The sequence below is a fragment of the Pantoea sp. PGP6 genome (genome assembly GCF_053474785.1).
This window is the reverse complement of the sequence record NZ_JBQBMA010000001.1, coordinates 4051852-4078447: the sequence shown is the minus strand read 5'-3', so window position 1 is coordinate 4078447 and position 26596 is coordinate 4051852. Positions and strand designations below refer to the sequence as shown.

The following is a 26596-nucleotide window of genomic DNA, read 5'->3' as shown; positions in this document are numbered from 1 at the left end:
CTGGCAACAGCGTGTGAATCGTTATCACGGGGAGCCTTTTCAGGCGCTATAACCCAATTGAGGAAATATCATGGCTAAGAAAGTCCAAGCCTACGTCAAGCTGCAGGTTGCAGCTGGTATGGCGAACCCAAGTCCACCGGTTGGTCCAGCACTGGGTCAGCAGGGTGTTAACATCATGGAATTCTGTAAAGCGTTCAACGCGAAGACCGAATCTCTGGAAAAAGGTCTGCCGACTCCTGTTGTTATCACTGTATACAGCGACCGTTCTTTTACCTTCATTACCAAAACGCCTCCGGCTGCCGTACTGCTGAAAAAAGCAGCGGGCATCAAGTCTGGTTCTGGTAAGCCGAACAAAGATAAAGTCGGTAAAGTGACTCGTGCTCAGGTACGTGAAATCGCAGAAACTAAAGCTGCGGACATGACTGGTTCTGACGTTGAAGCGATGACTCGCTCCATCGAAGGTACTGCTCGTTCCATGGGCCTGGTAGTAGAGGACTAAGAAATGGCTAAGCTGACCAAGCGCATGACCGTAATTCGCGACAAAGTTGACGCGACCAAGCAGTACGACATTGCTGAAGCGATCGCTCTGCTGAAAGAACTGGCTACCGCTAAGTTCGTAGAAAGCGTTGACGTTGCTGTAAACCTCGGCATCGATGCTCGTAAATCTGATCAGAACGTGCGCGGCGCGACCGTTCTGCCACACGGTACTGGTCGTTCAGTACGTGTTGCTGTCTTCGCCCAGGGCGCCAACGCTGAAGCTGCTAAAGCAGCAGGCGCTGAGCTGGTAGGTATGGAAGACCTGGCCGATCAGATCAAGAAAGGCGAAATGAACTTTGACGTTGTTATTGCTTCTCCGGATGCAATGCGCGTTGTTGGCCAGCTGGGCCAGGTTCTGGGTCCACGTGGCCTGATGCCAAACCCGAAAGTCGGTACTGTAACCCCTAACGTTGCTGAAGCAGTTAAGAATGCTAAAGCGGGTCAGGTTCGTTATCGTAACGACAAAAACGGCATCATCCACACTACCATCGGTAAAGTGGACTTCGACGCTGACAAACTGAAAGAAAACCTGGAGTCTCTGCTGGTTGCGCTGAAAAAAGCTAAACCATCTCAGGCGAAAGGCGTGTACATCAAGAAAGTTAGCCTTTCAACCACCATGGGCGCCGGCGTTGCCGTTGACCAGGCTGGTCTGAACGCAACAGCAAACTAATTGCTGCTTGAAACGGGCGAAAAATTCACCTAGAATCTTACGCCCGTTGTTCTGTTAATAGCAGAACCGATACCAGAGAGTCAGAACCGGTCGCTGCGTTTATCGCCTTCCCGCTTTGAACCCTGCTGCATCAAACAGAATTTAGGTTGGAGCCAGGCCTTATCCTGGCCTCCGTCCAAGACCGCAGGAGCAGCTTATCTTCGGATATTCCGCTTAATTCCCTGCGTAGACGGTGACAGAACCAAAAGAATTTTTTCTTAGCTGGATTCTGCTCACCGTGTTCGAGCGCTTATTTTCCTTCGGGTGAGTAAGTGAAGTGAGTTCCGGGGAAATCCTTCCCCGGTCAAATCCAGGAGCAAAAGCTAATGGCATTAAATCTTCAAGACAAACAAGCGATTGTTGCTGAAGTCAGCGAAGTAGCCAAAGGCGCGCTTTCAGCGGTTGTTGCGGATTCCCGTGGCGTTACCGTTGATAAAATGACCGAACTGCGTAAAGCAGGTCGTGAAGCTGGCGTTTACATGCGTGTTGTTCGTAACACCCTGCTGCGCCGCGTCGTTGAAGGTACTCAGTTTGAGTGCCTGAAAGACACGTTTGTTGGTCCGACCCTGATTGCATATTCTATGGAACACCCGGGCGCTGCTGCTCGTCTGTTCAAAGATTTCGCGAAAGCGAATGCAAAATTTGAGGTCAAAGCTGCAGCCTTTGAAGGTGAGCTGATCACGGCGGCTAATATTGACCGTCTGGCAACTCTGCCGACCTACGAAGAAGCACTGGCACGTCTGATGTCGACCATGAAAGAAGCCGCTGCTGGCAAACTGGTCCGCACTCTGGCTGCTGTACGCGATGCAAAAGAAGCGGCTTAAGGCCAGATTCTTTTTCTTCGTACTTGCTAACGTATAAACTTTTTCTGATTCTTAGGAACAATTGTCATGTCTATCACTAAAGACCAAATTCTGGAAGCTGTTGCAGCTATGTCCGTAATGGAAGTAGTTGAGCTGGTTTCTGCTATGGAAGAAAAATTCGGCGTTTCTGCTGCTGCCGCTGTAGCTGTTGCTGCTGGCCCAGCTGAAGCTGTTGAAGAAAAAACTGAATTCGACGTTATCCTGAAAGCTGTTGGCGCGAACAAAGTAGCAGTAATCAAAGCCGTACGTACTGCAACTGGTCTGGGCCTGAAAGAAGCCAAAGATCTGGTTGAAGCAACTGGCGTAATCAAAGAAGGCATCAGCAAAGATGACGCAGCTGCACTTGAAGCTGCTCTGAAAGAAGCTGGCGCTGAAGTTGAAGTTAAGTAAGACAACCTTCGGGTTGCAGTCTGAGTAGTTTCAGGCTGATGGCTGGTGACTTTTTGGTCACCAGCCTTTTTGCGCTCCAGGGCCTCAATGGGGTTTCACACTGTTTGTCCATTGTTGCTCTTCAATATCTTTCTCTATCGACGACTTAATATACCGCTTTCCTGTGCGGGTTCCCTGCCCTCGCAACAGCGATGAAATGATTTAAGCGTGATAGAAAGAGGTATTGCACTGCTGCCGCGCAGCCAGTGAATCAAACAAAATCGTGTTGCATGAACTGTCCTGTCAGGACGGACAGCGTGGGTCGACTTGTCAGCTAGCTGAGGAACCCTATGGTTTACTCCTATACCGAGAAAAAACGTATTCGTAAGGATTTTGGTAAACGTCCACAAGTTCTGGACATACCTTATCTCCTTTCCATCCAGCTTGACTCGTTCCAGAAGTTTATCGAGCAAGATCCAGAAGGTCAGTACGGACTGGAAGCTGCATTCCGTTCCGTCTTCCCTATCGCGAGCTACAGCGGCAACTCTGAGTTGCAGTATGTGAGCTATCGCTTAGGTGAACCTGTCTTTGACGTGAAAGAGTGTCAGATCCGTGGCGTGACCTATTCGGCACCGCTGCGCGTGAAACTGCGTCTGGTGATCTATGAGCGCGAAGCGCCAGAAGGCACCGTAAAAGACATTAAAGAGCAAGAAGTCTACATGGGCGAAATTCCGCTCATGACCGACAACGGTACCTTTGTTATCAATGGTACCGAGCGCGTTATCGTTTCTCAGCTGCACCGTAGTCCTGGCGTGTTCTTTGACAGCGATAAGGGTAAAACCCACTCTTCGGGTAAAGTGCTGTATAACGCACGTATCATCCCTTACCGTGGTTCATGGCTCGACTTTGAGTTTGACCCGAAAGATAACCTGTTCGTCCGTATTGACCGTCGTCGTAAGCTGCCGGCCAGTATCATTCTGCGCGCACTGCATTACACCACCGCTGAAATCCTCGATATCTTCTTCGAGAAAGTGGTGTTTGAAATCCGTGACAACAAGCTGCAGATGGAACTGGTGCCTGAGCGCCTGCGCGGTGAAACCGCGACCTTCGATATCGAAGCTAACGGCACCGTCTACGTCGAAAAAGCACGCCGTATTACTGCGCGCCATATCCGTCAGCTGGAAAAAGATGGCATTCAGCACATCGAAGTCCCGGTTGAATATATCGCGGGCAAAGTGGTCTCTAAAGATTATATCGATGAGAGCACCGGTGAGCTGATCATTGCTGCCAACATGGAGCTGTCGCTGGATCTGCTGGCTAAGCTGAGCCAGGCGGGTCATAAGCGCATCGAGACGCTGTTCACCAACGATCTGGACCACGGTCCTTATATCTCCGAGACCCTGCGTGTCGACCCAACCAGCGATCGCCTGAGCGCACTGGTTGAGATCTACCGCATGATGCGTCCTGGTGAGCCGCCAACGCGTGAAGCTGCAGAGAACCTGTTTGAGAACCTGTTCTTCTCTGAAGATCGTTACGATCTCTCTGCGGTTGGCCGCATGAAGTTCAACCGTTCATTGCTGCGTGATGAAATCGAAGGTTCAGGCATCCTGAGCAAAGAAGACATCATCGAAGTGATGAAGAAGCTGATCGACATCCGTAACGGTAAAGGCGAAGTGGACGATATCGACCACCTCGGTAACCGTCGTATTCGTTCAGTGGGTGAGATGGCTGAGAACCAGTTCCGTGTCGGTCTGGTGCGTGTTGAGCGTGCGGTTAAAGAGCGCCTGTCACTGGGCGACCTCGATACCCTGATGCCACAGGACATGATCAACGCCAAGCCAATTTCGGCGGCGGTGAAAGAGTTCTTTGGTTCAAGCCAGCTGTCTCAGTTTATGGATCAGAACAACCCGCTGTCAGAGATTACGCACAAACGTCGTATCTCTGCTCTCGGCCCAGGCGGTCTGACCCGTGAGCGTGCCGGCTTCGAAGTGCGTGACGTACACCCAACGCACTACGGTCGTGTCTGCCCAATCGAAACCCCTGAAGGTCCGAACATCGGCCTGATCAACTCCTTGTCTGTCTATGCGCAGACCAACGAGTACGGTTTCCTTGAAACACCTTATCGTCGCGTTATCGACGGTTTAGTGTCTGATGAGATTCACTACCTCTCCGCTATCGAAGAGGGTAACTACGTTATCGCTCAGGCTAACGCCTCTCTGGATGATAACGGCGCGTTTGTTGATGATCTGGTCACCTGCCGTAGCAAAGGCGAGTCGAGCCTGTTCAGTCGCGATCAGGTTGACTACATGGACGTCTCCACCCAACAGGTGGTTTCTGTCGGTGCATCACTGATCCCATTCCTGGAACACGATGACGCCAACCGCGCCCTGATGGGTGCGAACATGCAACGTCAGGCCGTTCCGACTCTGCGTGCTGATAAGCCGCTGGTTGGTACCGGTATGGAGCGCGCGGTTGCGGTTGACTCCGGTGTAACCGCCGTAGCGAAACGTGGTGGTACCGTGCAGTACGTTGATGCATCCCGTATCGTTATCAAAGTTAACGAAGACGAAATGCACGCTGGCGAAGCCGGTATCGACATTTACAACCTGACCAAATATACCCGTTCTAACCAGAACACCTGCATCAACCAGATGCCATGTGTTTCTCTGGGTGAGCCGGTTGAGCGCGGCGACGTGCTGGCAGATGGCCCGTCCACCGACCTCGGTGAACTGGCGCTGGGCCAGAACATGCGCGTAGCGTTCATGCCGTGGAACGGCTACAACTTCGAAGACTCCATCCTGGTCTCCGAGCGTGTGGTTCAGGAAGATCGCTTCACCACTATTCACATCCAGGAACTCGCCTGTGTGTCGCGTGACACCAAGCTGGGGCCAGAAGAGATCACTGCGGATATCCCGAACGTGGGTGAAGCCGCTCTGTCTAAACTGGATGAATCCGGCATCGTTTATATCGGTGCTGAAGTGACCGGTGGTGACATTCTGGTGGGCAAGGTTACGCCGAAAGGTGAAACCCAGCTGACGCCGGAAGAAAAACTGCTGCGCGCTATTTTCGGTGAAAAAGCCTCTGACGTGAAAGATTCGTCACTGCGCGTACCGAATGGCGTGTCAGGCACCGTGATTGACGTTCAGGTCTTTACCCGCGATGGCGTGGAAAAAGACAAACGTGCACTTGAAATCGAAGAGATGCAGCTGAAGCAGGCCAAGAAAGACCTGTCTGAAGAACTGCAGATTCTGGAAGCGGGCCTGTTCAGCCGTATCCAGAGCGTGCTGATTTCGGGTGGCGTTGAAGCAGACAAACTGGACAAGCTGCCGCGTGAGCGCTGGCTGGAACTGGGTCTGACTGACGAAGCCAAGCAAAACCAGCTGGAGCAGCTGGCAGAGCAGTACGACGAACTGAAACACGAGTTTGAGAAGAAGCTCGAAGGTAAGCGTCGTAAGATCACCCAGGGCGATGATCTGGCACCAGGCGTGCTGAAAATCGTTAAGGTTTATCTGGCGGTTAAGCGTCAGATTCAGCCGGGTGACAAAATGGCGGGTCGTCACGGTAACAAAGGTGTTATCTCCAAGATCAACCCGATCGAAGATATGCCTTACGATGAACACGGCACGCCGGTTGACATCGTACTGAACCCGCTGGGCGTACCGTCACGTATGAACATCGGTCAGATCCTCGAAACCCACCTGGGTATGGCAGCGAAAGGCATCGGCGAGAAAATCAACGCCATGCTGAAGAAGCAGGAAGAAGTCGCGAAACTGCGCGAGTTCATCCAGCGCGCTTACGACCTGGGTACCGACGTACGTCAGAAAGTTGACCTGAATACGTTCACCGACGACGAAGTCCTGCGTCTGGCTGAGAACCTGAAAAAAGGTATGCCAATCGCCACTCCGGTGTTTGACGGCGCGAAAGAGAGCGAAATCAAAGAGCTGTTACAGCTCGGCGGCCTGCCTTCTTCTGGTCAGATTACCCTGTTTGACGGCCGTACCGGTGAGCAGTTCGAACGTCAGGTAACCGTTGGCTACATGTACATGCTGAAACTCAACCACCTGGTTGATGACAAGATGCATGCGCGTTCAACAGGTTCCTACAGCCTGGTTACTCAGCAGCCGCTGGGTGGTAAGGCGCAGTTCGGTGGTCAGCGCTTCGGTGAGATGGAAGTGTGGGCGCTGGAAGCATACGGCGCCGCGTATACCCTGCAGGAAATGCTTACCGTTAAGTCTGATGACGTCAACGGCCGTACCAAGATGTATAAAAACATCGTTGACGGCAACCATCAGATGGAACCGGGCATGCCAGAATCCTTCAACGTACTGTTGAAAGAGATTCGCTCGCTGGGTATCAACATCGAGCTGGAAGACGAGTAACCCCCACTTCAGGCTGGCGGGCAACCCCGCCGCCTGAAAGCGCAGGGTTTAAGCGCTCGCAATTGTACTGGTTATGGGGCGTTCAATTTCGGTTGGACGCCCCTGAGTCTCACTCCGACGGGAGCTAATCCGTGAAAGACTTACTTAAGTTTCTGAAAGCGCAAACTAAAACCGAAGAGTTTGATGCGATCAAAATTGCGCTGGCTTCGCCAGACATGATCCGTTCCTGGTCTTTCGGTGAAGTGAAAAAGCCGGAAACCATTAACTACCGTACTTTCAAGCCAGAGCGCGATGGTCTGTTCTGTGCCCGTATCTTCGGGCCGGTAAAAGACTACGAGTGCCTGTGCGGAAAGTATAAGCGCCTGAAACACCGTGGTGTGATTTGTGAGAAGTGCGGCGTTGAAGTGACCCAGACTAAAGTGCGCCGTGAGCGCATGGGCCACATCGAACTGGCGTCGCCAACTGCGCACATCTGGTTCCTGAAGTCACTGCCTTCGCGTATCGGCTTACTGCTGGATATGCCCCTGCGTGACATCGAGCGCGTGCTCTACTTTGAATCTTACGTGGTAATCGAAGGTGGCATGACCAACCTCGAGAAGCGCCAGATTCTGACTGAAGAGCAGTACCTTGACGCGCTGGAAGAGTTCGGTGATGAGTTCGACGCCAAAATGGGCGCCGAAGCGATCCAGGCCCTGTTGAAAAACATGGATCTGGAGCAGGAGTGCGAGCAGCTGCGCGAAGAGCTGAACGAAACCAACTCTGAAACCAAGCGTAAAAAACTGACCAAGCGTATCAAGCTGCTGGAAGCGTTCGTTCAGTCTGGCAACAAGCCAGAGTGGATGATCCTGACCGTGCTGCCTGTACTGCCGCCGGATCTGCGTCCGCTGGTACCGCTGGACGGTGGCCGTTTTGCTACGTCGGATCTGAACGATCTTTATCGTCGTGTGATCAACCGTAACAACCGTCTGAAGCGCCTGCTGGATCTGGCTGCGCCAGATATCATCGTACGTAACGAAAAACGTATGCTGCAGGAAGCGGTAGATGCCCTGCTGGACAACGGTCGTCGCGGTCGTGCGATCACCGGTTCCAACAAGCGTCCGCTGAAATCGCTGGCTGACATGATCAAAGGTAAGCAGGGTCGTTTCCGTCAGAACCTGCTGGGTAAACGTGTCGACTATTCAGGTCGTTCGGTTATCACCGTAGGTCCATACCTGCGCCTGCATCAGTGCGGTCTGCCGAAGAAAATGGCACTCGAACTGTTCAAACCGTTCATTTACGGCAAGCTGGAACTGCGTGGCCTCGCCACCACCATCAAAGCCGCGAAGAAAATGGTTGAGCGCGAAGAAGCGGTTGTCTGGGATATCCTCGACGAAGTAATCCGTGAGCACCCGGTTCTGCTGAACCGTGCGCCTACGCTGCACCGTCTGGGTATTCAGGCGTTTGAACCGGTTCTGATCGAAGGTAAAGCGATCCAGCTGCACCCGCTGGTTTGTGCGGCTTATAACGCCGACTTCGATGGTGACCAGATGGCTGTTCACGTACCGCTGACGCTGGAAGCCCAGCTGGAAGCGCGTGCGCTGATGATGTCGACCAACAACATTCTGTCTCCAGCGAACGGCGAGCCAATCATCGTTCCTTCACAGGACGTTGTTCTGGGTCTGTACTATATGACCCGCGACAAAGTGAACGCCAAAGGCGAAGGCATGGTGCTGACTGGCCCGAAAGAAGCTGAGCGTGTTTACCGCGCTGGCCTGGCTGAGCTGCATGCCCGCGTTAAAGTTCGTATCACTGAATACAGCAAAAACGAGCAGGACGAATTCGTTCCGAAAACCAGCATTATCGACACCACCATTGGTCGTGCGATTCTGTGGATGATCGTACCGCAAGGTCTGCCGTACTCAATCGTTAACCAGGCGCTGGGTAAAAAAGCCATCTCCAAAATGCTGAACACCTGTTACCGCATTTTGGGCCTGAAGCCGACCGTTATCTTTGCTGACCAGACCATGTACACCGGTTTTGCTTACGCAGCCCGTTCAGGTGCGTCAGTCGGTATCGACGACATGGTTATCCCGGCCAAGAAAGTGGAAATCATCTCTGAAGCTGAAGCCGAAGTGGCTGAGATTCAGGAACAGTTCCAGTCTGGTCTGGTTACCGCCGGCGAACGTTATAACAAAGTCATCGATATCTGGGCAGCAGCGAACGAACGTGTTGCCAAGGCGATGATGGAAAACCTTTCAACCGAAACCGTGATCAACCGTCATGGCGAAGAAGAGAAACAGGTTTCCTTTAACAGCATCTTTATGATGGCCGACTCCGGTGCGCGTGGTTCTGCTGCACAGATTCGTCAGCTGGCCGGTATGCGTGGTCTGATGGCGAAGCCAGATGGCTCCATCATCGAAACACCAATCACGGCGAACTTCCGTGAAGGGTTGAACGTACTTCAGTACTTCATCTCAACCCACGGTGCGCGTAAAGGTCTGGCGGATACCGCACTGAAAACGGCGAACTCCGGTTATCTGACGCGTCGTCTGGTTGACGTTGCACAGGATCTGGTGGTTACCGAAGACGATTGTGGTACGCACGAAGGCATCATGATGACTCCGGTCATCGAAGGTGGCGACGTTAAAGAACCACTGCGTGAACGTGTACTGGGTCGTGTGACGGCAGAAGACGTGCTGAAGCCAGGCACCGCTGACATTCTGGTTCCACGTAACACCCTGCTCGATGAGCACTGGTGTGACGTGCTGGAACTGAACTCAGTAGACAGCCTGAAAGTCCGTTCGGTAGTAGGTTGTGAAACCGACTTTGGTGTGTGTGCACACTGCTACGGTCGCGACCTGGCACGTGGTCACATCATCAACAAAGGTGAAGCGATCGGTGTTATCGCGGCACAGTCCATCGGTGAGCCGGGTACACAGCTGACGATGCGTACGTTCCACATCGGTGGTGCGGCATCACGTGCGGCTGCTGAATCCAGCATTCAGGTGAAGAACAAAGGTACCATCAAGCTGACCAATGCTAAGTCGGTAACCAACTCGGCTGGCAAGCTGGTGATCACCTCGCGTAACGTTGAACTAAAAATGATCGACGAATTTGGTCGTACCAAAGAGAGCTATAAAGTTCCTTACGGTGCCACCATGGCGAAAGGTGATGGTGAGCAGGTTGCAGCGGGCGAAACCGTCGCAAACTGGGATCCGCACACCATGCCGGTTATCACCGAAGTGGGCGGTTTCATTCGCTTCACCGACATGATTGATGGCCAGACCATTACCCGCCAGACAGATGACTTAACCGGTCTCTCCTCGCTGGTAGTTCTGGACAGCGCCGAGCGTACTGCGGGCGGTAAAGATCTGCGTCCAGCGCTGAAAATTGTGGATGCCAACGGCAACGACGTTCTGATTCCGGGCACCGATATGCCGGCTCAGTACTTCCTGCCAGGTAAAGCGATTGTTCAGCTGGAAGATGGCGTTAAAATCAGCGCCGGTGACACGCTGTCGCGTGTACCGCAGGAATCTGGCGGTACCAAAGATATTACCGGTGGTCTGCCACGCGTTGCTGACCTGTTCGAAGCGCGTCGTCCGAAAGAGCCGGCTATTCTGGCCGAGATCAGCGGTATTATCTCGTTCGGTAAAGAGACCAAAGGTAAGCGTCGTCTGGTGATTACTCCGCTGGATGGCAGCGAGCCGTACGAAGAGATGATTCCGAAATGGCGTCAGCTGAACGTGTTCGAAGGTGAACGTGTTGAGCGTGGTGACGTGGTTTCCGATGGCCCAGAGTCTCCACATGACATCCTGCGCTTGCGTGGCGTGCATGCGGTGACCCGTTACATCACTAACGAAGTGCAGGAAGTTTACCGTCTGCAAGGCGTTAAGATTAACGATAAGCACATCGAAGTCATCGTTCGTCAGATGCTGCGTAAAGCAACCATCATGAGCGCAGGAAGTGCAGACTTCCTCGAAGGTGAACAGGCTGAATTCTCTCGCATCAAGATTGCTAACCGCGATCTGGAAGCGAACGGAAAAGTTGGTGCCACTTTCATGCGTGACCTGCTGGGTATCACCAAAGCGTCACTGGCAACCGAATCGTTCATTTCTGCCGCATCGTTCCAGGAGACTACTCGTGTCCTGACCGAAGCTGCTGTAGCAGGCAAGCGCGACGAACTGCGCGGTCTGAAAGAGAACGTAATCGTGGGTCGTCTGATCCCGGCCGGTACCGGTTACGCTTACCATCAGGATCGTATGCGCCGCAAAGCGGCAGGTGAAGTGCCGGTAGCACCGCAGGTTACTGCGGATGAAGCCTCAGCCAGCCTGGCCGAATTGTTGAACGCCGGTCTCGGCGGTAACAACGACGAGTAATCGTCATTGGCGTAATAAAAAACCCTGCTTCGGCAGGGTTTTTTTTGTCTTCAGTTCAGCTTGTTCCATTCATTGCGACTGAGGCCGATATCTTTTAGCTGGCTGTCGCTGAGTTTCGACAGAATAAGGCGGGTTTCACGCCGGCACTGCCAGCGTCTGAAGCTGCGCCACAGATAACGCACCAGTGTGTAAGGTGTACCGGTAAACGGTTTGCCTGCGCGATTTTCATCGTATCCCATCATGCTGCCCTCATTGTTTTGCCTGAGGACTATTTTCGTAAAGTAGCGCTGTATGATACAGACCCAAAAATCACTTTTATTTAACATACAGATTGCTGTCAGTGCGATCTGAATGGTAATAATAGTGACTAACTGTACTGGTTCAGGCTTTGAAAATTGCAACGAGGGGATACGATGACCCGATATGAACATCTGGCTACGCTACTGGCGCAGCGCATTGAACAGGGCTTATACCGCAGCGGAGAGCGTCTTCCTTCAGTACGCAGCCTGAGCGCCGAACATGGCGTGAGCATCAGTACGGTACAACAGGCCTATCACCTGCTGGAAGAGAAGCAGATGATCACACCGCAGTCGCGTTCAGGCTATTTTGTGGCATCACGGAAAGCGACCCCGCCGATACCCGCACTGACGCGGCCTGCGCAGCGGCCGGTTGAAGTCACCCAGTGGGACGCGGTACTGGAGTTGATCAACAGCCGTCTGGAAGATGACGTGCTGCAACTTGGCAGCGGCATGCCCGATCTGACCCAGCCGACGCTAAAGCCGCTGTGGAAAGCATTTAGCCGTCAGGCCCAGAAGCAGGAAACGGCGCTGCTTAATTATGACAACCTGTACGGCGTGCTCGCGCTGCGACAACAGATTGCGCGTCTGGCGATCGATAGCGGCTGTCAGTTTACCGCTGATGACATTGTGATCACCACCGGCTGTCATGAAGCGTTATCCGTCGCAGTACGCGCGGTCTGCGAGCCCGGCGATATCATCGCGGTTGAGTCACCTTCCTTTCACGGCATCATGCAGACGCTGCGCGGCTTTGGCATTCGCGCCATTGAGATCCCCACCGATGCGGTGACCGGCATCAGCCTGGAAGCGCTGGAACTGGCATTTGATCAGTGGCCAATCAAAGCGGTGGTGGTGGTACCGAACTGCAATAACCCGCTGGGTTTCATTATGCCGGAACCGCGTAAACGCGCCTTGCTGGCGCTGGCGCAACGCTTTGACGCTGCGGTGATTGAAGACGATGTCTATGGTGAGCTTGCCTGGGAATATCCGCGTCCGCCGACCATCAAAGCGTTAGATCTGGATGGCCGGGTCCTGCTCTGCAGCTCGTTTTCTAAAACGCTGGCACCCGGATTACGGGTTGGCTGGGTGGCACCGGGCCGCTACCGGGACCGCGTCCTGCATATGAAGTACATTGTTACCGGCTCTACCGCCACGCAACCGCAACATGCTGTGTCGGAGTTTATTCGTCAGGGCCATTATCAACCCCATCTGCGGCGGATGCGGCAGATCTATCATCGCAACTATGAAACCTTCAGCTGCTGGGTGCGTCATTACTTCCCCTGTGGGATTTGCGTGTCCCGTCCGCAGGGCGGTTTCCTGATGTGGATTGAGTTGCCGGAGCCCTTTGATGCCGTTCGTCTTAATCGCGAACTGCGTGAATCTAAAATTCAGATCGCCGTCGGCTCACTGTTTTCCGCCTCGGGCAAATACCGTAACTGCCTGCGCTTAAACTACGGCTTGCCGATCACTGAACAAACCGAACAGGCGGTGGCGCGGGTAGGGGCAGCCGTCGAGCGGGCGATGCAGGCCTGCCAGCATGATGATCTTCCTGCCGCCTTAGCGCCCGATTTGCTGGTGGCTAAGTAGGGAAGAAGCAGGGCCAGAAAGAGGAGGGAACTGGCCCTGGTCAGGTAACCGTACCTGACGAAGGCCACACTAAACGGCTGTCTGACACCGCGCCAGTGACTGATTGGCTAACTGCGCGCGGTATTCCTGATTTATCGCTGCCGTTACAGCAGTTTAATTATTTTTGCGCGCTGTTACCCAACAATACTCACGCTGGCTGCGCCGGTTCAGCCAGCGCCAGCAGGGTACGCGTCGCTTCATGCCAGTCCTCTGCCTCGGTGATGGCGCTTACCACTGCAATGCCGCCTACGCCGGTCGCCAGCACCGCGGATGCCCGCGCAACGGAGATACCGCCAATCGCCACGGTCGGAATGTGCGTCAGGCGGGCCAGATGCCGCTGCAGTTCTGCCAGTCCCTGCGGCGCGGATGGCATCTGTTTGGTGCGGGTCGGAAAAATATGCCCGAGCGCGATGTAAGAGGGCTGAATGGCCAGCGCACGATCCAGTTCGGCATCATCATGGGTTGAAATGCCGAGTCGTAATCCCGCCTGACGGATTTGTGCCAGGTCCGCCACCGCCAGATCTTCCTGACCCAGATGGACACCGTAGGCCTGATGCTTTATCGCCAGCCGCCAGTAGTCATTGATGAACAGGCGCGCATCGTAGCGTTTGCCCAGCGCAATGGCTTGGGCGACGGCCGCTTCTGCCGCCTCGTCCGACTGATCTTTGATGCGCAGTTGCAGGGTACGGACGCCGGCATCTAACAGGCGTTCGATCCATTCAACACTATCGACTACCGGATACAGGCCGAGACGCGACACAGTAGCAGGAAATGCGGACATAGTTACTCCTCCTTCATGGCATCTGCCGGATGATAAAGCTCACCACCCCGGCTGCGAAATTGTTCAGACATCTGTGCCATGCCAACCTCAATCGGCTGCGCGCTGGCTTGCTGGCGTGCGGCAAAATCCCGTACCTCCTGAGAGATTTTCATTGAACAGAATTTAGGGCCGCACATTGAGCAGAAATGGGCCACCTTGCCGGACGCCTGAGGCAATGTTTCGTCATGCATCGCGCGCGCCGTATGCGGATCGAGTGCCAGATTGAACTGATCTTCCCAGCGGAATTCAAAGCGCGCTTTTGACATCGCGTTATCCCGGATCTGCGCGCCCGGATGGCCTTTGGCGAGATCGGCGGCATGAGCGGCGATTTTATAAGTGATCAGACCCTGCTTCACATCCTCCTTATCTGGCAGACCAAGATGTTCTTTGGGCGTGACATAACACAGCATCGCACAGCCGAACCAGCCAATCATTGCGGCGCCGATACCGGAGGTAATGTGGTCATAGCCGGGCGCAATGTCGGTGGTGAGGGGACCAAGCGTATAGAAGGGGGCCTCGTGACACCGATCGAGCTGCTCTGTCATATTGCGGCGGATCATATGCATCGGGACGTGGCCGGGGCCTTCAATCATCACCTGCACATCATATTCCCAGGCGATCTGCGTTAGCTCGCCCAGCGTTTGCAGTTCGGCGAACTGCGCTTCATCGTTAGCATCCTGAATCGAGCCTGGACGCAAGCCATCGCCCAGCGACAGTGAGACATCGTAGGCCGCGCAGATTTCACAGATTTCGCGGAAATGCTGATAGAGGAAGCTCTCCTGATGATGCGACAGACACCATTTCGCCATGATCGATCCGCCGCGCGAGACAATCCCGGTCAGCCGTTTTGCCGTCATCGGCACGTAGCGCAGCAGTACGCCCGCATGAATGGTGAAGTAGTCGACTCCCTGTTCAGCCTGTTCCAGCAGCGTATCGCGGAATACTGCCCAGTTGAGCGCTTCGGCCACGCCGTTCACTTTCTCCAGCGCCTGATAAATCGGCACTGTGCCGATTGGCACCGGGCTGTTACGCAAAATCCATTCGCGCGTTTCATGAATATTACGGCCAGTAGAGAGATCCATCACCGTATCGGCGCCCCAGCGGGTCGACCAGACCAGTTTCTCTACCTCCTCCTCAATCGACGAGCTGACCGCTGAATTGCCGATGTTGGCATTCACCTTGACCAGGAAGTTACGCCCGATAATCATCGGTTCCGATTCAGGATGGTTAATGTTGGCGGGAATAATCGCCCGGCCAGCCGCCACTTCCTGACGCACAAACTCCGGGGTGATGTTATCTGGCAAATGCGCGCCAAAACTGTGGCCCGGGTGCTGTTGCAGTAACACCTCGCTGCGAATTCGCTCACGGCCCATATTCTCCCGCAGGGCGATGAACTCCATCTCCGGCGTCACGATGCCCTGGCGGGCGTAATGCATCTGCGTGACGCAACGGCCAGCAAGGGCGCGACGCGGGGTGGGCAGCGCGTCAAAGCGCAGATGATCGAGGCTATCATCCGCCAGACGCTGCTGGGTATAGTCTGAACTGCGCTGTGGCAGTGGCTGGCTATCATTGCGTTCTTCGATCCAACCTGCCCGCAGCTTTGTCAGCCCGCGATGCAGATCAATCTGCGCGGCGGGATCGCCATAGGCACCGGCGGTGTCATAGACCGGCACCGCCTCATTCTGCTCATAAAGTGGCTGATCTTTACTGCCGCCGACCGGGGTCGGACTGAGACTGATTTCGCGCATCGGTACGCGAATATCCTCCCGACTGCCGGTAATCCAGATGCGTTCAGAACGGGGAAATGCGCTGCCGCCTTGCAGTGAATCGATAAATTCCTGCGCCAGGGCACGCTGTTCACGACGGGTCATTTTTGGGTCAGACATAGCAATCTTCCAGTTGAGTGGGAATGATGCTTGTCCGGAGTTCGGAAGGAGTAACAGCACGGGCAGTGCAAGAGACTGGCGTACCGACAATATTTACTCTTGTTCCCTTCGCAGGTTCTAACCTGATCAGGTTCCGCGGATCCCGAATTAACGGTCTCAGCCCAACTGGGCACTCCGACAAGAATGCGGTTTTACGCTGCGGCTGGCAGAGCGCCCGCTGAAGACGAAAAACCTTAACGTTCTAACAGAAAAAAATGGGTTCTTCTGGCCTCAGCCATCAGAACCCCTTCAGCATAAAAGGGCTGCAACTGAATCACAACCCCTTTACCTGCGTTTAACCTTATGCCGGACGAGCAATCTGGCTGTCATTGGCCACCGGCGGTGGTGCCAGATGGTTATCCCACGCCAGCTGGATCAGCTTGTCTTCCAGCGTAAAGCGCGCCTCCAGCACTTCACCGACTTCAGATAGCGCCTGCTGGAACGTCATGCAGTTATCATCATCGATCGCCTGCTGCAGATGGCCATCATACAACTGCATCAGGCGCTCAGTGTTGGCTTCCAGCGGGGGATAGATTTGGGCCGCCGCGATCATCGGGCTGTCACCACTCATCTCACTGATGATGCGTTCATAAATACTAAAGTGACCGGCGGAAAGATAATCGACCAGGCCATGACAAAAGTTATCCAGCGCCTGCTCATCAAGGCGGGTCAGGGCTTCTTTATTCGGTTTAAGTCCGACCAGATGGTAATAGGTTACTAACAGCTGGCGACGGGCTTCCAGCCACGAATCGACCAGTTCGTTACTGCCACCTACGCGTTCGGCCAGGACGTCTAACTGGTTAAGCATATCTAACTCCATGTGAGTTATAGTTGTTCATCTACACACTTAACATCAGGACTTCAGCGTGCGAGTTGACGCTAAGGATGACGAAATAAATGCAATGCGAAATCTCAAGCGTAGACGCTGGATGGTGGATTGTCAGCCACGAGCAGAAACTTTGGTTGCCGCAAGGTGATTTACCCCACGGAAGCGCCGAAAATTTCGGTCTGACGGGTACCAAAGCCCGACAGATTGGCGAGTGGCAGGGGGAAAAAGTCTGGCTGATTTGCGAGCCACGTGCAGAGAGCATGTTCTCGGTACGGCAACTGATCGATCTGGATGTGGGGCTGTTTCAGCTGGCGGGACGCGGCGTGCAGCTGGCGGAGTTCTACCGTTCCCATCGCTGGTGTGGCTACTGTGGTCACGAAATGCACCACAGCAAACATGAGTTTGCCTGCCTGTGCAGTCATTGCCGCGAGCGCTATTATCCGCAGATTGCGCCCTGCATTATCGTGGCGATCCGGCGTGGCGATGAGATCCTGCTGGCGAATCACGCCCGTCATCGTAATAACGTCTATACCGTACTGGCTGGCTTTGTCGAAGTCGGCGAGACGCTGGAACAGGCGGTGGCACGTGAAGTGATGGAGGAGAGTAATATCCGCGTCAAAAATGTCCGCTACGTCACCTCCCAGCCGTGGCCATTCCCGCAATCGCTGATGACGGCGTTTATGGCGGAATATGATAGTGGCGATCTGCAACATGACGGCAAAGAGCTGCTGGATGCGGCCTGGTTTCGTTTTGATGCCTTGCCCTTGCTGCCGCCACCGGGCACCGTGGCGCGCCGCCTGATTGAAGATACCGTCGCCCTGTGCCGCGCCGAAGCGTGAAAGTGCTACACTACACGCCTGAAATTGAGAGAGTAATGAAATGAGTGAACTGAAGAACGATCGTTATTTGCGTGCCCTGTTACGTCAGCCAGTAGATGTAACGCCAGTGTGGATGATGCGCCAGGCCGGACGTTATTTACCAGAATACAAAGCGACGCGCGCCGAAGCGGGTGACTTTATGTCGCTGTGTAAAAATGCTGAGCTGGCCTGTGAGGTGACGCTGCAGCCGCTGCGCCGCTATCCGCTGGATGCTGCAATCCTCTTCAGTGACATCCTGACTATCCCTGATGCGATGGGCCTGGGCCTCTATTTCGAAACCGGCGAAGGTCCGCGCTTTTCGCATCCAATTACCTGCCGGGCAGATGTAGAGCGTTTGCCGGTGCCCGATCCGGAAATGGAACTGGGTTACGTAATGAACGCGGTGCGCACCATCCGTAAAAGCCTGAACGGCGACCTGCCGCTGATCGGATTTACCGGCAGTCCGTGGACGCTGGCCACCTACATGGTGGAAGGCGGCAGCAGCAAAGCGTTCACCAAAATCAAAAAGATGATGTATGCCGATCCCGCCACGCTGCATGCGATGCTGGATAAACTGGCGGACAGCGTTATTCTCTATCTCAATGCCCAGATTCGCGCCGGTGCGCAGTCAGTGATGGTGTTTGATACCTGGGGCGGCGTCCTGACCGGCCGTGATTATCGCGAGTTCTCGCTGCACTACATGCACAAAATCGTCGATAGCGTGCTGCGTGAAAACGACGGTCGTCGGGTGCCGATTACCCTGTTCACCAAAGGGGGCGGGCAGTGGCTGGAAGCGATGGCCGAAACCGGCTGCGATGCGCTGGGCCTCGACTGGACCACAGATATCGACGATGCACGCCGCCGTGTCGGTGACAAAGTTGCGCTGCAGGGCAACATGGATCCTTCAATGCTCTATGCGCCACCCGCCCGTATTGAACAGGAAGTGGCCGGGATTCTGCAGCGCTTTGGCAATGGCACCGGTCATGTTTTCAATCTCGGTCACGGTATTCATCAGGATGTCCCGCCGGAAAATGCGGGCGTGTTTGTTGAAGCGGTGCACCGTTTATCGCGTCCTTTCCATCAGGAGTAACCATGGATATTGCCGCACTTCGCGCTGAGCAGTTGCAACGCGCCGCTGATGTGGTGCGTGAAGATGACTTTGACGTATTGCCGCCGCGCTTTATTGGCGGGGCGGACGTCGGGTTTGAACAGGAAGGTGCCGTCACCCGGGCGGCGCTGGTAGTGCTTGAGTGGCCTTCGCTAACGCTGGTGGAACATCGCATTGCGCGTATTGAGACCACCATGCCTTACATTCCCGGCTTTCTCTCCTTCCGTGAGTATCCGGCGTTGATGGCCGCATGGCAGATGCTGGAGCAAAAACCGGATCTGCTGTTTGTCGACGGTCACGGTATCTCCCATCCCCGACGGCTCGGCGTTGCGTCGCATTTTGGCCTGCTGGTCGATGTGCCCACCATTGGTGTCGCGAAAAGTCGTCTGTGTGGCCGGTTTGCCGATCTGGATGCGCAGCCTGGCAGTCGTCAGCCACTGATCGACAAAGGCGAACAGATAGGCTGGGTATGGCGCAGCAAGCAGCGTTGCAATCCGCTGTTTGTCGCCACCGGTCATCGTGTCAGCCTGGATACCGCGCTGCAGTGGGTCGAAAACTGTACGCGTGGTTACCGGCTGCCGGAACCGACCCGCTGGGCCGACGCGGTTGCCTCGAACCGAACCGCTTTCCAGCGCTGGCAAAACGCGCTTTAACACTGTTTGTGCTGCGCTTTTGCAGTTACACTGCCGCCAGCGAAACGAATAAGAGCCACCTTTATGTTACAAAATCCCGTTCATCTGCGTCTGGCGAAGCTGGAAAGCTGGCAGCATCTTACTTTTATGGCCTGCCTGTGTGAGCGTATGTACCCGAATTATCGGGCATTCTGCGAGCAGACCGAATTTGCCGATCCGGCACTCTATCGCCGCATTCTTGATCTGATCTGGGAAAACCTGACGGTCAAAGATGCGAAGATCAACTTCGACAGCCAGCTGGAAAAACTTGAAGCTGCCATTCCTGATGGTGATGCGTTTGAGGTTTACGGTGTGTATCCGGCGATTGATGCCTGCGTGGCATTAAGCGAAGTGGTTCATGCGCAGCTGAGCGGCGACACACTTGAGCACGCGATTGAAGTCAGCGAGACCTCAATTACTACCGTTGCCATGCTGGAAATGACCCAGGCTGGACGCGAAATGACCGACGAAGAGCTTCGTGAAAACCCGGCCATCATTGATGAATGGGACCTTCAATGGGAGATTTTCCGCCTGCTTGCCGAGTGCGAAGAGCGTGACCTTGAATTAATCAAAGGCCTGCGATCGGACCTGCGTGAAGCGGGAATTAGCAACATCGGTATAAATTTCCAGCAGTAAGGCGACAAAACGTGACTTCAGGCCCGAATTAGCGCGCCTGGAGGCTTCACATCGGCCCCCTCTCTGGTCTACATTTGGGGGGCTGAAAATTGTGGCTATCGGTGCGTGCAGGCTGAAGAGTGCCAGAATATGGCTTTTCCCTCGCACTCGTTGCTTAGCAAGCGATAAATACACTTTAAGGATAACTTATGAACAAGACTCAACTGATTGATGTGATCGCAGAAAAAGCTGACCTGTCTAAAACCCAGGCAAAGGCAGCGCTGGAATCTACTCTGGCTGCGATCACTGAGTCTCTGAAAGATGGTGATGCTGTACAACTGGTTGGTTTTGGTACTTTTAAAGTGAACCACCGCGCTGAGCGTACCGGTCGTAACCCGCAGACTGGCAAAGAGATCAAAATCGCTGCAGCAAATGTACCGGCATTCGTGTCTGGTAAAGCGCTGAAAGACGCCGTTAAGTAAGACGTCGCACTGCGGTTAAGCTTTAAAACAGGGGGCGATTCGCCCCTTTTGTTTAAGGGGCCTGCCATCATGACCACGCTGCTTCAGCGTTTTTCCGCCCTGTCTCTCTCCTTATTGCTTTTCGGTTGCAGCTCAACACCCGATATTCCTCCTTTCTCTGCCAGTGGTTATCTTGCTGACCGTGGCGTCGTGCGCATCTGGCGCAAGAATAACGATCACCAGTCGGTCCATATCCGCACCATTTTTACCCCGTTCGCCAGCGGTGAAGGGGAAATTACCGATTACATCTGGCTGGAAGAGGCGTTAATCAGCGTTCATCGTCAGGTCAAAGGCGAGCATCCCGATGACGTCACCTTACGGTTTGACCAGGAAGGCGGCCTTAACTTTATGCAGCGCCAGCTGGCTGGCCGGCGCGAAGCGGTCAGTCCGGATGCGGTTGAGTTGTATAAGTTCGACGCCCAGCGGATGCGCCACGTTAGTGACGCGCTGCTCAGCGGCCGGATATTCCTGCGCCAGGGTCACTGGCAGGGCGGCAATTTGATCGAAAGCTGTGAAGGCCAGCAGGTCAGGCCCGCCTTCGATAGCGATGCCCTACGGACGCTGGCGCAGCAGCAGCGTGGGTCGGCCTCGCCATTGATGGTTTCATGGCTGGAAGCGCCGGAAGGGGTGCAACTGTTGCGGGTAAGCCCGCAGGATGACTGCGCACAGCAGCCGAAAGAAGAGGATATGTAAGCGCAGGAGTAAGGGGCACACAGTGCCCCTTTGACTTATTTGCGGTTAATAGCGCGGTAGCCAATATCGCGGCGGCAGAAACTGCCTTGCCAGGAAATCGGCTGAGCCAGCTGATAAGCCCGCAGTTGGGCCGCCGCCACATCGTCGCCCAGCGCGGTAACGCACAGTACCCGGCCACCGTTGGTAAGCACTAAATCGTCTTCCAGGCGAGTTCCGGCGTGGAATACCTTGCCATCCTCAACCTCTTCCAGGGGCAGACCGTGAATCTGATCGCCCTGATGGTAATCGCCCGGATAGCCGCCCGCCGCCAGCACCACGCCCAGTGACGGCCGTGGATCCCACTCAGAGGTTTTCTGATCCAGCGTGCCGGCACAGGCTGCCAGGCAAAGATCGACCAGATCCGACTGCATACGCAGCATGATCGGCTGAGTTTCCGGATCGCCGAAGCGGCAGTTAAATTCGATCACTTTAGGCTGACCGGATTGATCGATCATCAAGCCGGCATAGAGAAAGCCGGTATAGACGTTACCTTCAGCGGCCATGCCACGCACCGTTGGCCAGATAATCTGATCCATCACCCGCTGGTGGATCTCATCGGTAACCACCGGTGCCGGAGAATAGGCGCCCATACCGCCGGTGTTCGGGCCGGTATCGCCGTCGCCGACGCGTTTGTGATCCTGGCTGGTGGCCATTGGCAGGACATGCTCGCCATCGACCATGACGATGAAACTGGCTTCTTCACCGTCGAGAAACTCTTCGATCACAATCCGGTGGCCGGCATCGCCAAAAGCATTGCCGGCCAGCATATCCTGAACCGCCGCTTCCGCTTCCTGCAACGTCATCGCCACAATCACGCCTTTGCCCGCAGCCAGACCGTCAGCCTTAATGACGATCGGTGCGCCTTTCTCACGCAGATAGGCCAGCGCAGGCTCAACCTCGGTGAAGTTCTGGTATTCGGCACTCGGGATCTGATGGCGGGCAAGAAAATCTTTGGTGAAGGCTTTTGAGCCTTCCAGCTGAGCGGCTGCCTGGGTCGGGCCAAAAATGTTCAGGCCGGCAGCGCGAAACGCATCGACCACGCCCGCCACCAGTGGCGCTTCAGGGCCGACGATGGTCAGATCGATGGCTTCGCGTTGTGCAAAGGCCAGCAGGGCAGGGATGTCAGTGGCGGCGATCGCCACATTTTGCAGCGCCGGCTCTAATGCGGTGCCAGCGTTGCCCGGTGCCACAAACACAGTTTCCGCCAGCGGAGACTGTGCAGCTTTCCAGGCTAATGCGTGCTCACGTCCGCCATTGCCAATCACTAAAATTTTCATCTGTACTCTCCAAACGATTAATGGCGGAAGTGGCGCATATCAGTAAAGATCATCGCTATGCCGTGTTCATCGGCTGCGGCGATCACTTCGTCATCACGGATCGAGCCGCCAGGCTGAATCACGCAGCTGATACCTACCGCCGCTGCCGCATCAATACCGTCGCGGAACGGGAAGAAGGCGTCAGACGCCATCGCCGAGCCTTTCACTTCCAGCCCTTCATCGCCCGCTTTGATGCCGGCAATCTTAGCGGAATAGACGCGGCTCATCTGGCCAGCGCCGATACCGATAGTCATATTGTCGCGCGCATAAACAATGGCGTTAGACTTAACGAACTTCGCCACTTTCCAGCAGAACAGCGCATCACGCAGTTCCTGCTCCGTTGGCTGGCGTTTGCTGACCACGCGCAGCTGGCTGGCATCGACCATACCGAGATCGCGATCCTGCACCAGTAAGCCGCCATTAACCCGTTTGAAGTCCAGCGCTGCCACCCGGTTTTGCCACTGACCGCAGATCAGCACCCGGACATTCTGTTTGGTCGCGGTAATTTTCAAAGCCGCCTCGGAAACTGCAGGCGCAATGATCACTTCAACAAACTGACGGCTGATAATGGCCTGCGCGGTTGCTTCATCCAGCTCGCGGTTAAAGGCGATGATGCCGCCGAATGCGGAGGTCGGGTCGGTCTGCCAGGCACGCTCATAGGCCGTCAGCAGAGAATCACCGACCGCGACGCCGCACGGGTTAGCATGTTTAACGATGACACAGGCTGGCTCGCTGAACTCTTTTACGCATTCCAGCGCCGCATCGGTATCGGCAATGTTGTTATAAGAAAGGGCCTTGCCCTGAACCTGCTGTGCGGTAGCGACGGACGCTTCCGCCACATTCTCTTCTATATAGAAGGCCGCATCCTGATGGCTGTTTTCGCCATAGCGCATATCCTGCTTCTTAATGAAGTTCAGGTTAAGGGTACGCGGAAAGCGACCGGCTGGCTGGCCGCGTTCGCCATGATAGGCCGGCACCAGCGATCCAAAATAGTTAGCGATCATGCTGTCGTAGGCGGCTGTATGCTCGAAGGCTTTAATGGCGAGGTCGAAGCGGGTTTCAAGGGTCAGGGCGTTCTGATTCGCATCCATCTCGGCCACGATAGCCGGATAGTCGCTGCTCTTCACTACGATCGCCACATCTTTATGGTTCTTTGCAGCGGAGCGCACCATAGTCGGGCCGCCGATATCGATGTTCTCAACGGCATCTTCCAGCGAACATCCTTCACGTGCCACCGTCTGGGCAAAGGGATACAGGTTTACCACCACCATATCGATTGGGCTGATGTCGTGCTGCGCCATGATGGCATCATCCTGGCCGCGGCGGCCCAGAATGCCGCCGTGCACTTTCGGGTGCAGGGTTTTGACGCGTCCATCCATCATTTCCGGGAAGCCGGTGTAGTCAGAGACTTCAGTGACAGGCAGGCCCGCATCCGCCAGCAGGCGAGCCGTGCCACCTGTGGAGAGCAGCTCGACACCGCGGTCAGCGAGCGCCTGAGCAAATTCGAGGATACCGGCTTTGTCAGACACACTGAGCAGAGCGCGGCGTACAGGACGACGTTGTTGCATGGTGGTTTTATCCCTTGGCTTTGTTTCGCGTATATAAGAGCGTTACATCAAGCTTAACGATCCTTCCTTTGCTTATATAAGAAGAAAAGATCGAAAACTTCAGGTAACGCCCCGAAAAGGGGCGTCCGTTACGTCGCCGGGCATTGTAGCGAAAACGTTTGCGTGATGCTCGCCTAAATTCGCTGTGGCCGATGAATGTGGATAAGTTTGTGCGTAACTGCGTATAACAGGGGCTTTTGCTGTGGAATGCAGCGAACGGTTGTTTTTATGCAATTTACTGGTTGCGCCTGCCGAACAACTCCCTATAATGCGCCTCCATCGACACGGAACAACGGCTTACCGGCCGCCGGGTTGAGAGGCACAGGAGACTGCGCCGCCGGAGAAAAGCTTCTGAAAAAGAAGTTGACTCTGAGGGAGGAAAGCGTAATATACGCCACCTCGCGACAGACGGTTAACCCGCTGCTCGCACTGCTCTTTAACAATTTATCAGACAATCTGTGTGGGCACTCGCAGGATTGATATCAGCGTCTCCGGACGTAAAAAATATCAAGTCTCACGAGTGAACACATAATGAAATTCATTATGACGTTTTACAGATGAGTACCGCTTAACGTGTTTAAGCAAATCAAACTTAAATTGAAGAGTTTGATCATGGCTCAGATTGAACGCTGGCGGCAGGCCTAACACATGCAAGTCGGACGGTAGCACAGAGAGCTTGCTCTTGGGTGACGAGTGGCGGACGGGTGAGTAATGTCTGGGGATCTGCCCGATAGAGGGGGATAACCACTGGAAACGGTGGCTAATACCGCATAACGTCGCAAGACCAAAGAGGGGGACCTTCGGGCCTCTCACTATCGGATGAACCCAGATGGGATTAGCTAGTAGGCGGGGTAATGGCCCACCTAGGCGACGATCCCTAGCTGGTCTGAGAGGATGACCAGCCACACTGGAACTGAGACACGGTCCAGACTCCTACGGGAGGCAGCAGTGGGGAATATTGCACAATGGGCGCAAGCCTGATGCAGCCATGCCGCGTGTATGAAGAAGGCCTTCGGGTTGTAAAGTACTTTCAGCGGGGAGGAAGGCGATGTGGTTAATAACCGCGTCGATTGACGTTACCCGCAGAAGAAGCACCGGCTAACTCCGTGCCAGCAGCCGCGGTAATACGGAGGGTGCAAGCGTTAATCGGAATTACTGGGCGTAAAGCGCACGCAGGCGGTCTGTTAAGTCAGATGTGAAATCCCCGGGCTTAACCTGGGAACTGCATTTGAAACTGGCAGGCTTGAGTCTCGTAGAGGGGGGTAGAATTCCAGGTGTAGCGGTGAAATGCGTAGAGATCTGGAGGAATACCGGTGGCGAAGGCGGCCCCCTGGACGAAGACTGACGCTCAGGTGCGAAAGCGTGGGGAGCAAACAGGATTAGATACCCTGGTAGTCCACGCCGTAAACGATGTCGACTTGGAGGTTGTTCCCTTGAGGAGTGGCTTCCGGAGCTAACGCGTTAAGTCGACCGCCTGGGGAGTACGGCCGCAAGGTTAAAACTCAAATGAATTGACGGGGGCCCGCACAAGCGGTGGAGCATGTGGTTTAATTCGATGCAACGCGAAGAACCTTACCTACTCTTGACATCCAGCGAACTTGGCAGAGATGCCTTGGTGCCTTCGGGAACGCTGAGACAGGTGCTGCATGGCTGTCGTCAGCTCGTGTTGTGAAATGTTGGGTTAAGTCCCGCAACGAGCGCAACCCTTATCCTTTGTTGCCAGCGATTCGGTCGGGAACTCAAAGGAGACTGCCGGTGATAAACCGGAGGAAGGTGGGGATGACGTCAAGTCATCATGGCCCTTACGAGTAGGGCTACACACGTGCTACAATGGCGCATACAAAGAGAAGCGACCTCGCGAGAGCAAGCGGACCTCACAAAGTGCGTCGTAGTCCGGATCGGAGTCTGCAACTCGACTCCGTGAAGTCGGAATCGCTAGTAATCGTGGATCAGAATGCCACGGTGAATACGTTCCCGGGCCTTGTACACACCGCCCGTCACACCATGGGAGTGGGTTGCAAAAGAAGTAGGTAGCTTAACCTTCGGGAGGGCGCTTACCACTTTGTGATTCATGACTGGGGTGAAGTCGTAACAAGGTAACCGTAGGGGAACCTGCGGTTGGATCACCTCCTTACCTGAAGATACCTTCCGGCGCAGTGTCCACACAGATTGTCTGATAAAAAGTAATGAGCAAGACGGCTGCGAAGTCGTGACACCTTTGTGTCCCCTTCGTCTAGCGGTTAGGACTCCGCCCTTTCACGGCGGCAACAGGGGTTCGAATCCCCTAGGGGACGCCACTTGCTTGGTGACAGGTGAAAGGTGTCTCCACGAAGTATCTCAAAACCGATTCAGTTGCGTGAGCAGCCGAGCCGCGTTTGAGATATTTGCTCTTTAACAATCCGGAACAAGCTGAAAATTGAAACGACATGTCGTTTTCATTCTCCGTAATAAGAATGAAAGC

Annotated in this window: 19 protein-coding genes, 1 tRNA gene, 1 rRNA gene and 1 riboswitch; of the genes, 15 read left to right on the top strand and 6 right to left on the bottom strand. The window is 54.7% G+C overall.

All coding sequences use genetic code 11. From position 1 onward, the window contains the following. Positions 1-70: 70 nt before the first annotated feature. From rplK to rpoC, 6 genes are all read left to right on the top strand, one after another. The gene (gene rplK / locus ACLIBF_RS19685) at positions 71-499 is read left to right on the top strand and encodes a 50S ribosomal protein L11 (protein ID WP_006121495.1); all 429 of its coding nucleotides are present in this window, start codon (positions 71-73) and stop codon (positions 497-499) included. A 3-nt stretch (positions 500-502) separates the two neighbouring features. Next, on the top strand, positions 503-1207 hold the full coding sequence (gene rplA / locus ACLIBF_RS19680) for a 50S ribosomal protein L1 (protein ID WP_031376914.1): 705 nt from the start codon (positions 503-505) through the stop codon (positions 1205-1207). A gap of 365 nt (positions 1208-1572) precedes the next feature. Continuing rightward, positions 1573-2070, top strand: coding sequence for a 50S ribosomal protein L10 (gene rplJ, locus ACLIBF_RS19675; RefSeq protein WP_003848098.1), 498 nt, complete (start codon positions 1573-1575; stop codon positions 2068-2070). 66 nt (positions 2071-2136) lie between these two features. Beyond that, positions 2137-2499 carry a 50S ribosomal protein L7/L12 gene (gene rplL, locus ACLIBF_RS19670; RefSeq protein ID WP_006121499.1) on the top strand — a complete coding sequence of 121 codons (363 nt, stop codon included), beginning with the start codon at positions 2137-2139 and terminating at the stop codon, positions 2497-2499. Positions 2500-2828: 329 nt separating this feature from the next. Next, positions 2829-6857: a DNA-directed RNA polymerase subunit beta gene (gene rpoB / locus ACLIBF_RS19665; protein WP_031376915.1), complete on the top strand. Its 4029-nt coding sequence runs from the start codon at positions 2829-2831 to the stop codon at positions 6855-6857. A 131-nt stretch (positions 6858-6988) separates the two neighbouring features. Then, a complete protein-coding gene (gene rpoC / locus ACLIBF_RS19660) occupies positions 6989-11212 on the top strand; it encodes a DNA-directed RNA polymerase subunit beta' (RefSeq protein WP_031376916.1) in 4224 nt (1407 codons plus the stop codon). 50 nt (positions 11213-11262) lie between these two features. Here rpoC and ACLIBF_RS19655 read toward each other — a convergent pair whose 3' ends face one another. Next, the gene (locus ACLIBF_RS19655) at positions 11263-11451 is read right to left on the bottom strand and encodes a DUF1127 domain-containing protein (RefSeq protein ID WP_031376917.1); all 189 of its coding nucleotides are present in this window, start codon (positions 11449-11451) and stop codon (positions 11263-11265) included. Between the two features lie 174 nt (positions 11452-11625). On the opposite strand from ACLIBF_RS19655, the gene ACLIBF_RS19650 reads away from it, so the two are divergent. Then, complete coding sequence (locus tag ACLIBF_RS19650) at positions 11626-13095, top strand: aminotransferase-like domain-containing protein (RefSeq protein ID WP_069729842.1); 1470 nt, start codon at positions 11626-11628, stop codon at positions 13093-13095. A 187-nt stretch (positions 13096-13282) separates the two neighbouring features. Here ACLIBF_RS19650 and thiE read toward each other — a convergent pair whose 3' ends face one another. From thiE to ACLIBF_RS19635, 3 genes are all read right to left on the bottom strand, one after another. Continuing rightward, positions 13283-13915, bottom strand: coding sequence for a thiamine phosphate synthase (gene thiE / locus ACLIBF_RS19645; RefSeq protein WP_279810986.1), 633 nt, complete (start codon positions 13913-13915; stop codon positions 13283-13285). A gap of 2 nt (positions 13916-13917) precedes the next feature. Then, positions 13918-15840, bottom strand: a complete 1923-nt coding sequence (gene thiC / locus ACLIBF_RS19640) for a phosphomethylpyrimidine synthase ThiC (protein WP_279810983.1) — start codon at positions 15838-15840, stop codon at positions 13918-13920. 86 nt (positions 15841-15926) lie between these two features. Beyond that, positions 15927-16027: riboswitch (TPP riboswitch) on the bottom strand. A gap of 153 nt (positions 16028-16180) precedes the next feature. Next, entirely contained in the window at positions 16181-16687 is a 507-nt protein-coding gene (locus ACLIBF_RS19635; protein ID WP_031376920.1) for an Rsd/AlgQ family anti-sigma factor, read from the bottom strand. An 89-nt stretch (positions 16688-16776) separates the two neighbouring features. On the opposite strand from ACLIBF_RS19635, the gene nudC reads away from it, so the two are divergent. The 6 genes from nudC (at position 16777) to ACLIBF_RS19605 (ending at position 21173) form a co-directional block, all read left to right on the top strand. Beyond that, positions 16777-17547 (top strand): NAD(+) diphosphatase, encoded by a 771-nt coding sequence (gene nudC / locus ACLIBF_RS19630; protein ID WP_069729839.1) that lies wholly within the window; start codon positions 16777-16779, stop codon positions 17545-17547. A gap of 40 nt (positions 17548-17587) precedes the next feature. Beyond that, complete coding sequence (hemE, locus tag ACLIBF_RS19625) at positions 17588-18655, top strand: uroporphyrinogen decarboxylase (protein WP_089562566.1); 1068 nt, start codon at positions 17588-17590, stop codon at positions 18653-18655. Between the two features lie 2 nt (positions 18656-18657). After that, on the top strand, positions 18658-19326 hold the full coding sequence (gene nfi / locus ACLIBF_RS19620) for a deoxyribonuclease V (protein ID WP_031376923.1): 669 nt from the start codon (positions 18658-18660) through the stop codon (positions 19324-19326). Positions 19327-19389: 63 nt separating this feature from the next. Further along, on the top strand, positions 19390-19980 hold the full coding sequence (locus tag ACLIBF_RS19615; protein ID WP_031376924.1) for a YjaG family protein: 591 nt from the start codon (positions 19390-19392) through the stop codon (positions 19978-19980). 188 nt (positions 19981-20168) lie between these two features. Continuing rightward, positions 20169-20441, top strand: a complete 273-nt coding sequence (hupA, locus tag ACLIBF_RS19610) for a nucleoid-associated protein HU-alpha (protein WP_003850136.1) — start codon at positions 20169-20171, stop codon at positions 20439-20441. 69 nt (positions 20442-20510) lie between these two features. Next, positions 20511-21173 (top strand): DUF1481 domain-containing protein, encoded by a 663-nt coding sequence (locus ACLIBF_RS19605; protein ID WP_279810978.1) that lies wholly within the window; start codon positions 20511-20513, stop codon positions 21171-21173. A gap of 35 nt (positions 21174-21208) precedes the next feature. Here the strand turns inward: ACLIBF_RS19605 and purD are convergent, their stop codons facing one another. Both purD and purH read right to left on the bottom strand, forming a co-directional pair. After that, positions 21209-22489, bottom strand: a complete 1281-nt coding sequence (gene purD, locus ACLIBF_RS19600; protein ID WP_159222925.1) for a phosphoribosylamine--glycine ligase — start codon at positions 22487-22489, stop codon at positions 21209-21211. A 17-nt stretch (positions 22490-22506) separates the two neighbouring features. Continuing rightward, positions 22507-24096 carry a bifunctional phosphoribosylaminoimidazolecarboxamide formyltransferase/IMP cyclohydrolase gene (purH, locus tag ACLIBF_RS19595; RefSeq protein ID WP_089562562.1) on the bottom strand — a complete coding sequence of 530 codons (1590 nt, stop codon included), beginning with the start codon at positions 24094-24096 and terminating at the stop codon, positions 22507-22509. Between the two features lie 633 nt (positions 24097-24729). Here purH and ACLIBF_RS19590 point away from each other — a divergent pair. Then, positions 24730-26269: ribosomal RNA gene (locus ACLIBF_RS19590) — 16S ribosomal RNA — on the top strand. A gap of 88 nt (positions 26270-26357) precedes the next feature. Continuing rightward, positions 26358-26432, top strand: a tRNA-Glu gene (locus tag ACLIBF_RS19585). Positions 26433-26596: the final 164 nt, after the last annotated feature.

Excerpts from the sequence above, each read along its gene's own strand:
- rplK (WP_006121495.1), top strand. The coding sequence starts at position 71 with ATGGCTAAGAAAGTCCAAGCCTACGTCAAGCTGCAGGTTGCAGCTGGT.
- rplA (WP_031376914.1), top strand. The coding sequence starts at position 503 with ATGGCTAAGCTGACCAAGCGCATGACCGTAATTCGCGACAAAGTTGAC.
- rplJ (WP_003848098.1), top strand. The coding sequence starts at position 1,573 with ATGGCATTAAATCTTCAAGACAAACAAGCGATTGTTGCTGAAGTCAGC.
- rplL (WP_006121499.1), top strand. The coding sequence starts at position 2,137 with ATGTCTATCACTAAAGACCAAATTCTGGAAGCTGTTGCAGCTATGTCC.
- rpoB (WP_031376915.1), top strand. The coding sequence starts at position 2,829 with ATGGTTTACTCCTATACCGAGAAAAAACGTATTCGTAAGGATTTTGGT.
- ACLIBF_RS19655 (WP_031376917.1), bottom strand. The coding sequence starts at position 11,451 with ATGGGATACGATGAAAATCGCGCAGGCAAACCGTTTACCGGTACACCT.
- ACLIBF_RS19650 (WP_069729842.1), top strand. The coding sequence starts at position 11,626 with ATGACCCGATATGAACATCTGGCTACGCTACTGGCGCAGCGCATTGAA.
- thiE (WP_279810986.1), bottom strand. The coding sequence starts at position 13,915 with ATGTCCGCATTTCCTGCTACTGTGTCGCGTCTCGGCCTGTATCCGGTA.
- thiC (WP_279810983.1), bottom strand. The coding sequence starts at position 15,840 with ATGTCTGACCCAAAAATGACCCGTCGTGAACAGCGTGCCCTGGCGCAG.
- ACLIBF_RS19635 (WP_031376920.1), bottom strand. The coding sequence starts at position 16,687 with ATGCTTAACCAGTTAGACGTCCTGGCCGAACGCGTAGGTGGCAGTAAC.
- nudC (WP_069729839.1), top strand. The coding sequence starts at position 16,777 with ATGCAATGCGAAATCTCAAGCGTAGACGCTGGATGGTGGATTGTCAGC.
- hemE (WP_089562566.1), top strand. The coding sequence starts at position 17,588 with ATGAGTGAACTGAAGAACGATCGTTATTTGCGTGCCCTGTTACGTCAG.
- nfi (WP_031376923.1), top strand. The coding sequence starts at position 18,658 with ATGGATATTGCCGCACTTCGCGCTGAGCAGTTGCAACGCGCCGCTGAT.
- ACLIBF_RS19615 (WP_031376924.1), top strand. The coding sequence starts at position 19,390 with ATGTTACAAAATCCCGTTCATCTGCGTCTGGCGAAGCTGGAAAGCTGG.
- hupA (WP_003850136.1), top strand. The coding sequence starts at position 20,169 with ATGAACAAGACTCAACTGATTGATGTGATCGCAGAAAAAGCTGACCTG.
- ACLIBF_RS19605 (WP_279810978.1), top strand. The coding sequence starts at position 20,511 with ATGACCACGCTGCTTCAGCGTTTTTCCGCCCTGTCTCTCTCCTTATTG.
- purD (WP_159222925.1), bottom strand. The coding sequence starts at position 22,489 with ATGAAAATTTTAGTGATTGGCAATGGCGGACGTGAGCACGCATTAGCC.
- purH (WP_089562562.1), bottom strand. The coding sequence starts at position 24,096 with ATGCAACAACGTCGTCCTGTACGCCGCGCTCTGCTCAGTGTGTCTGAC.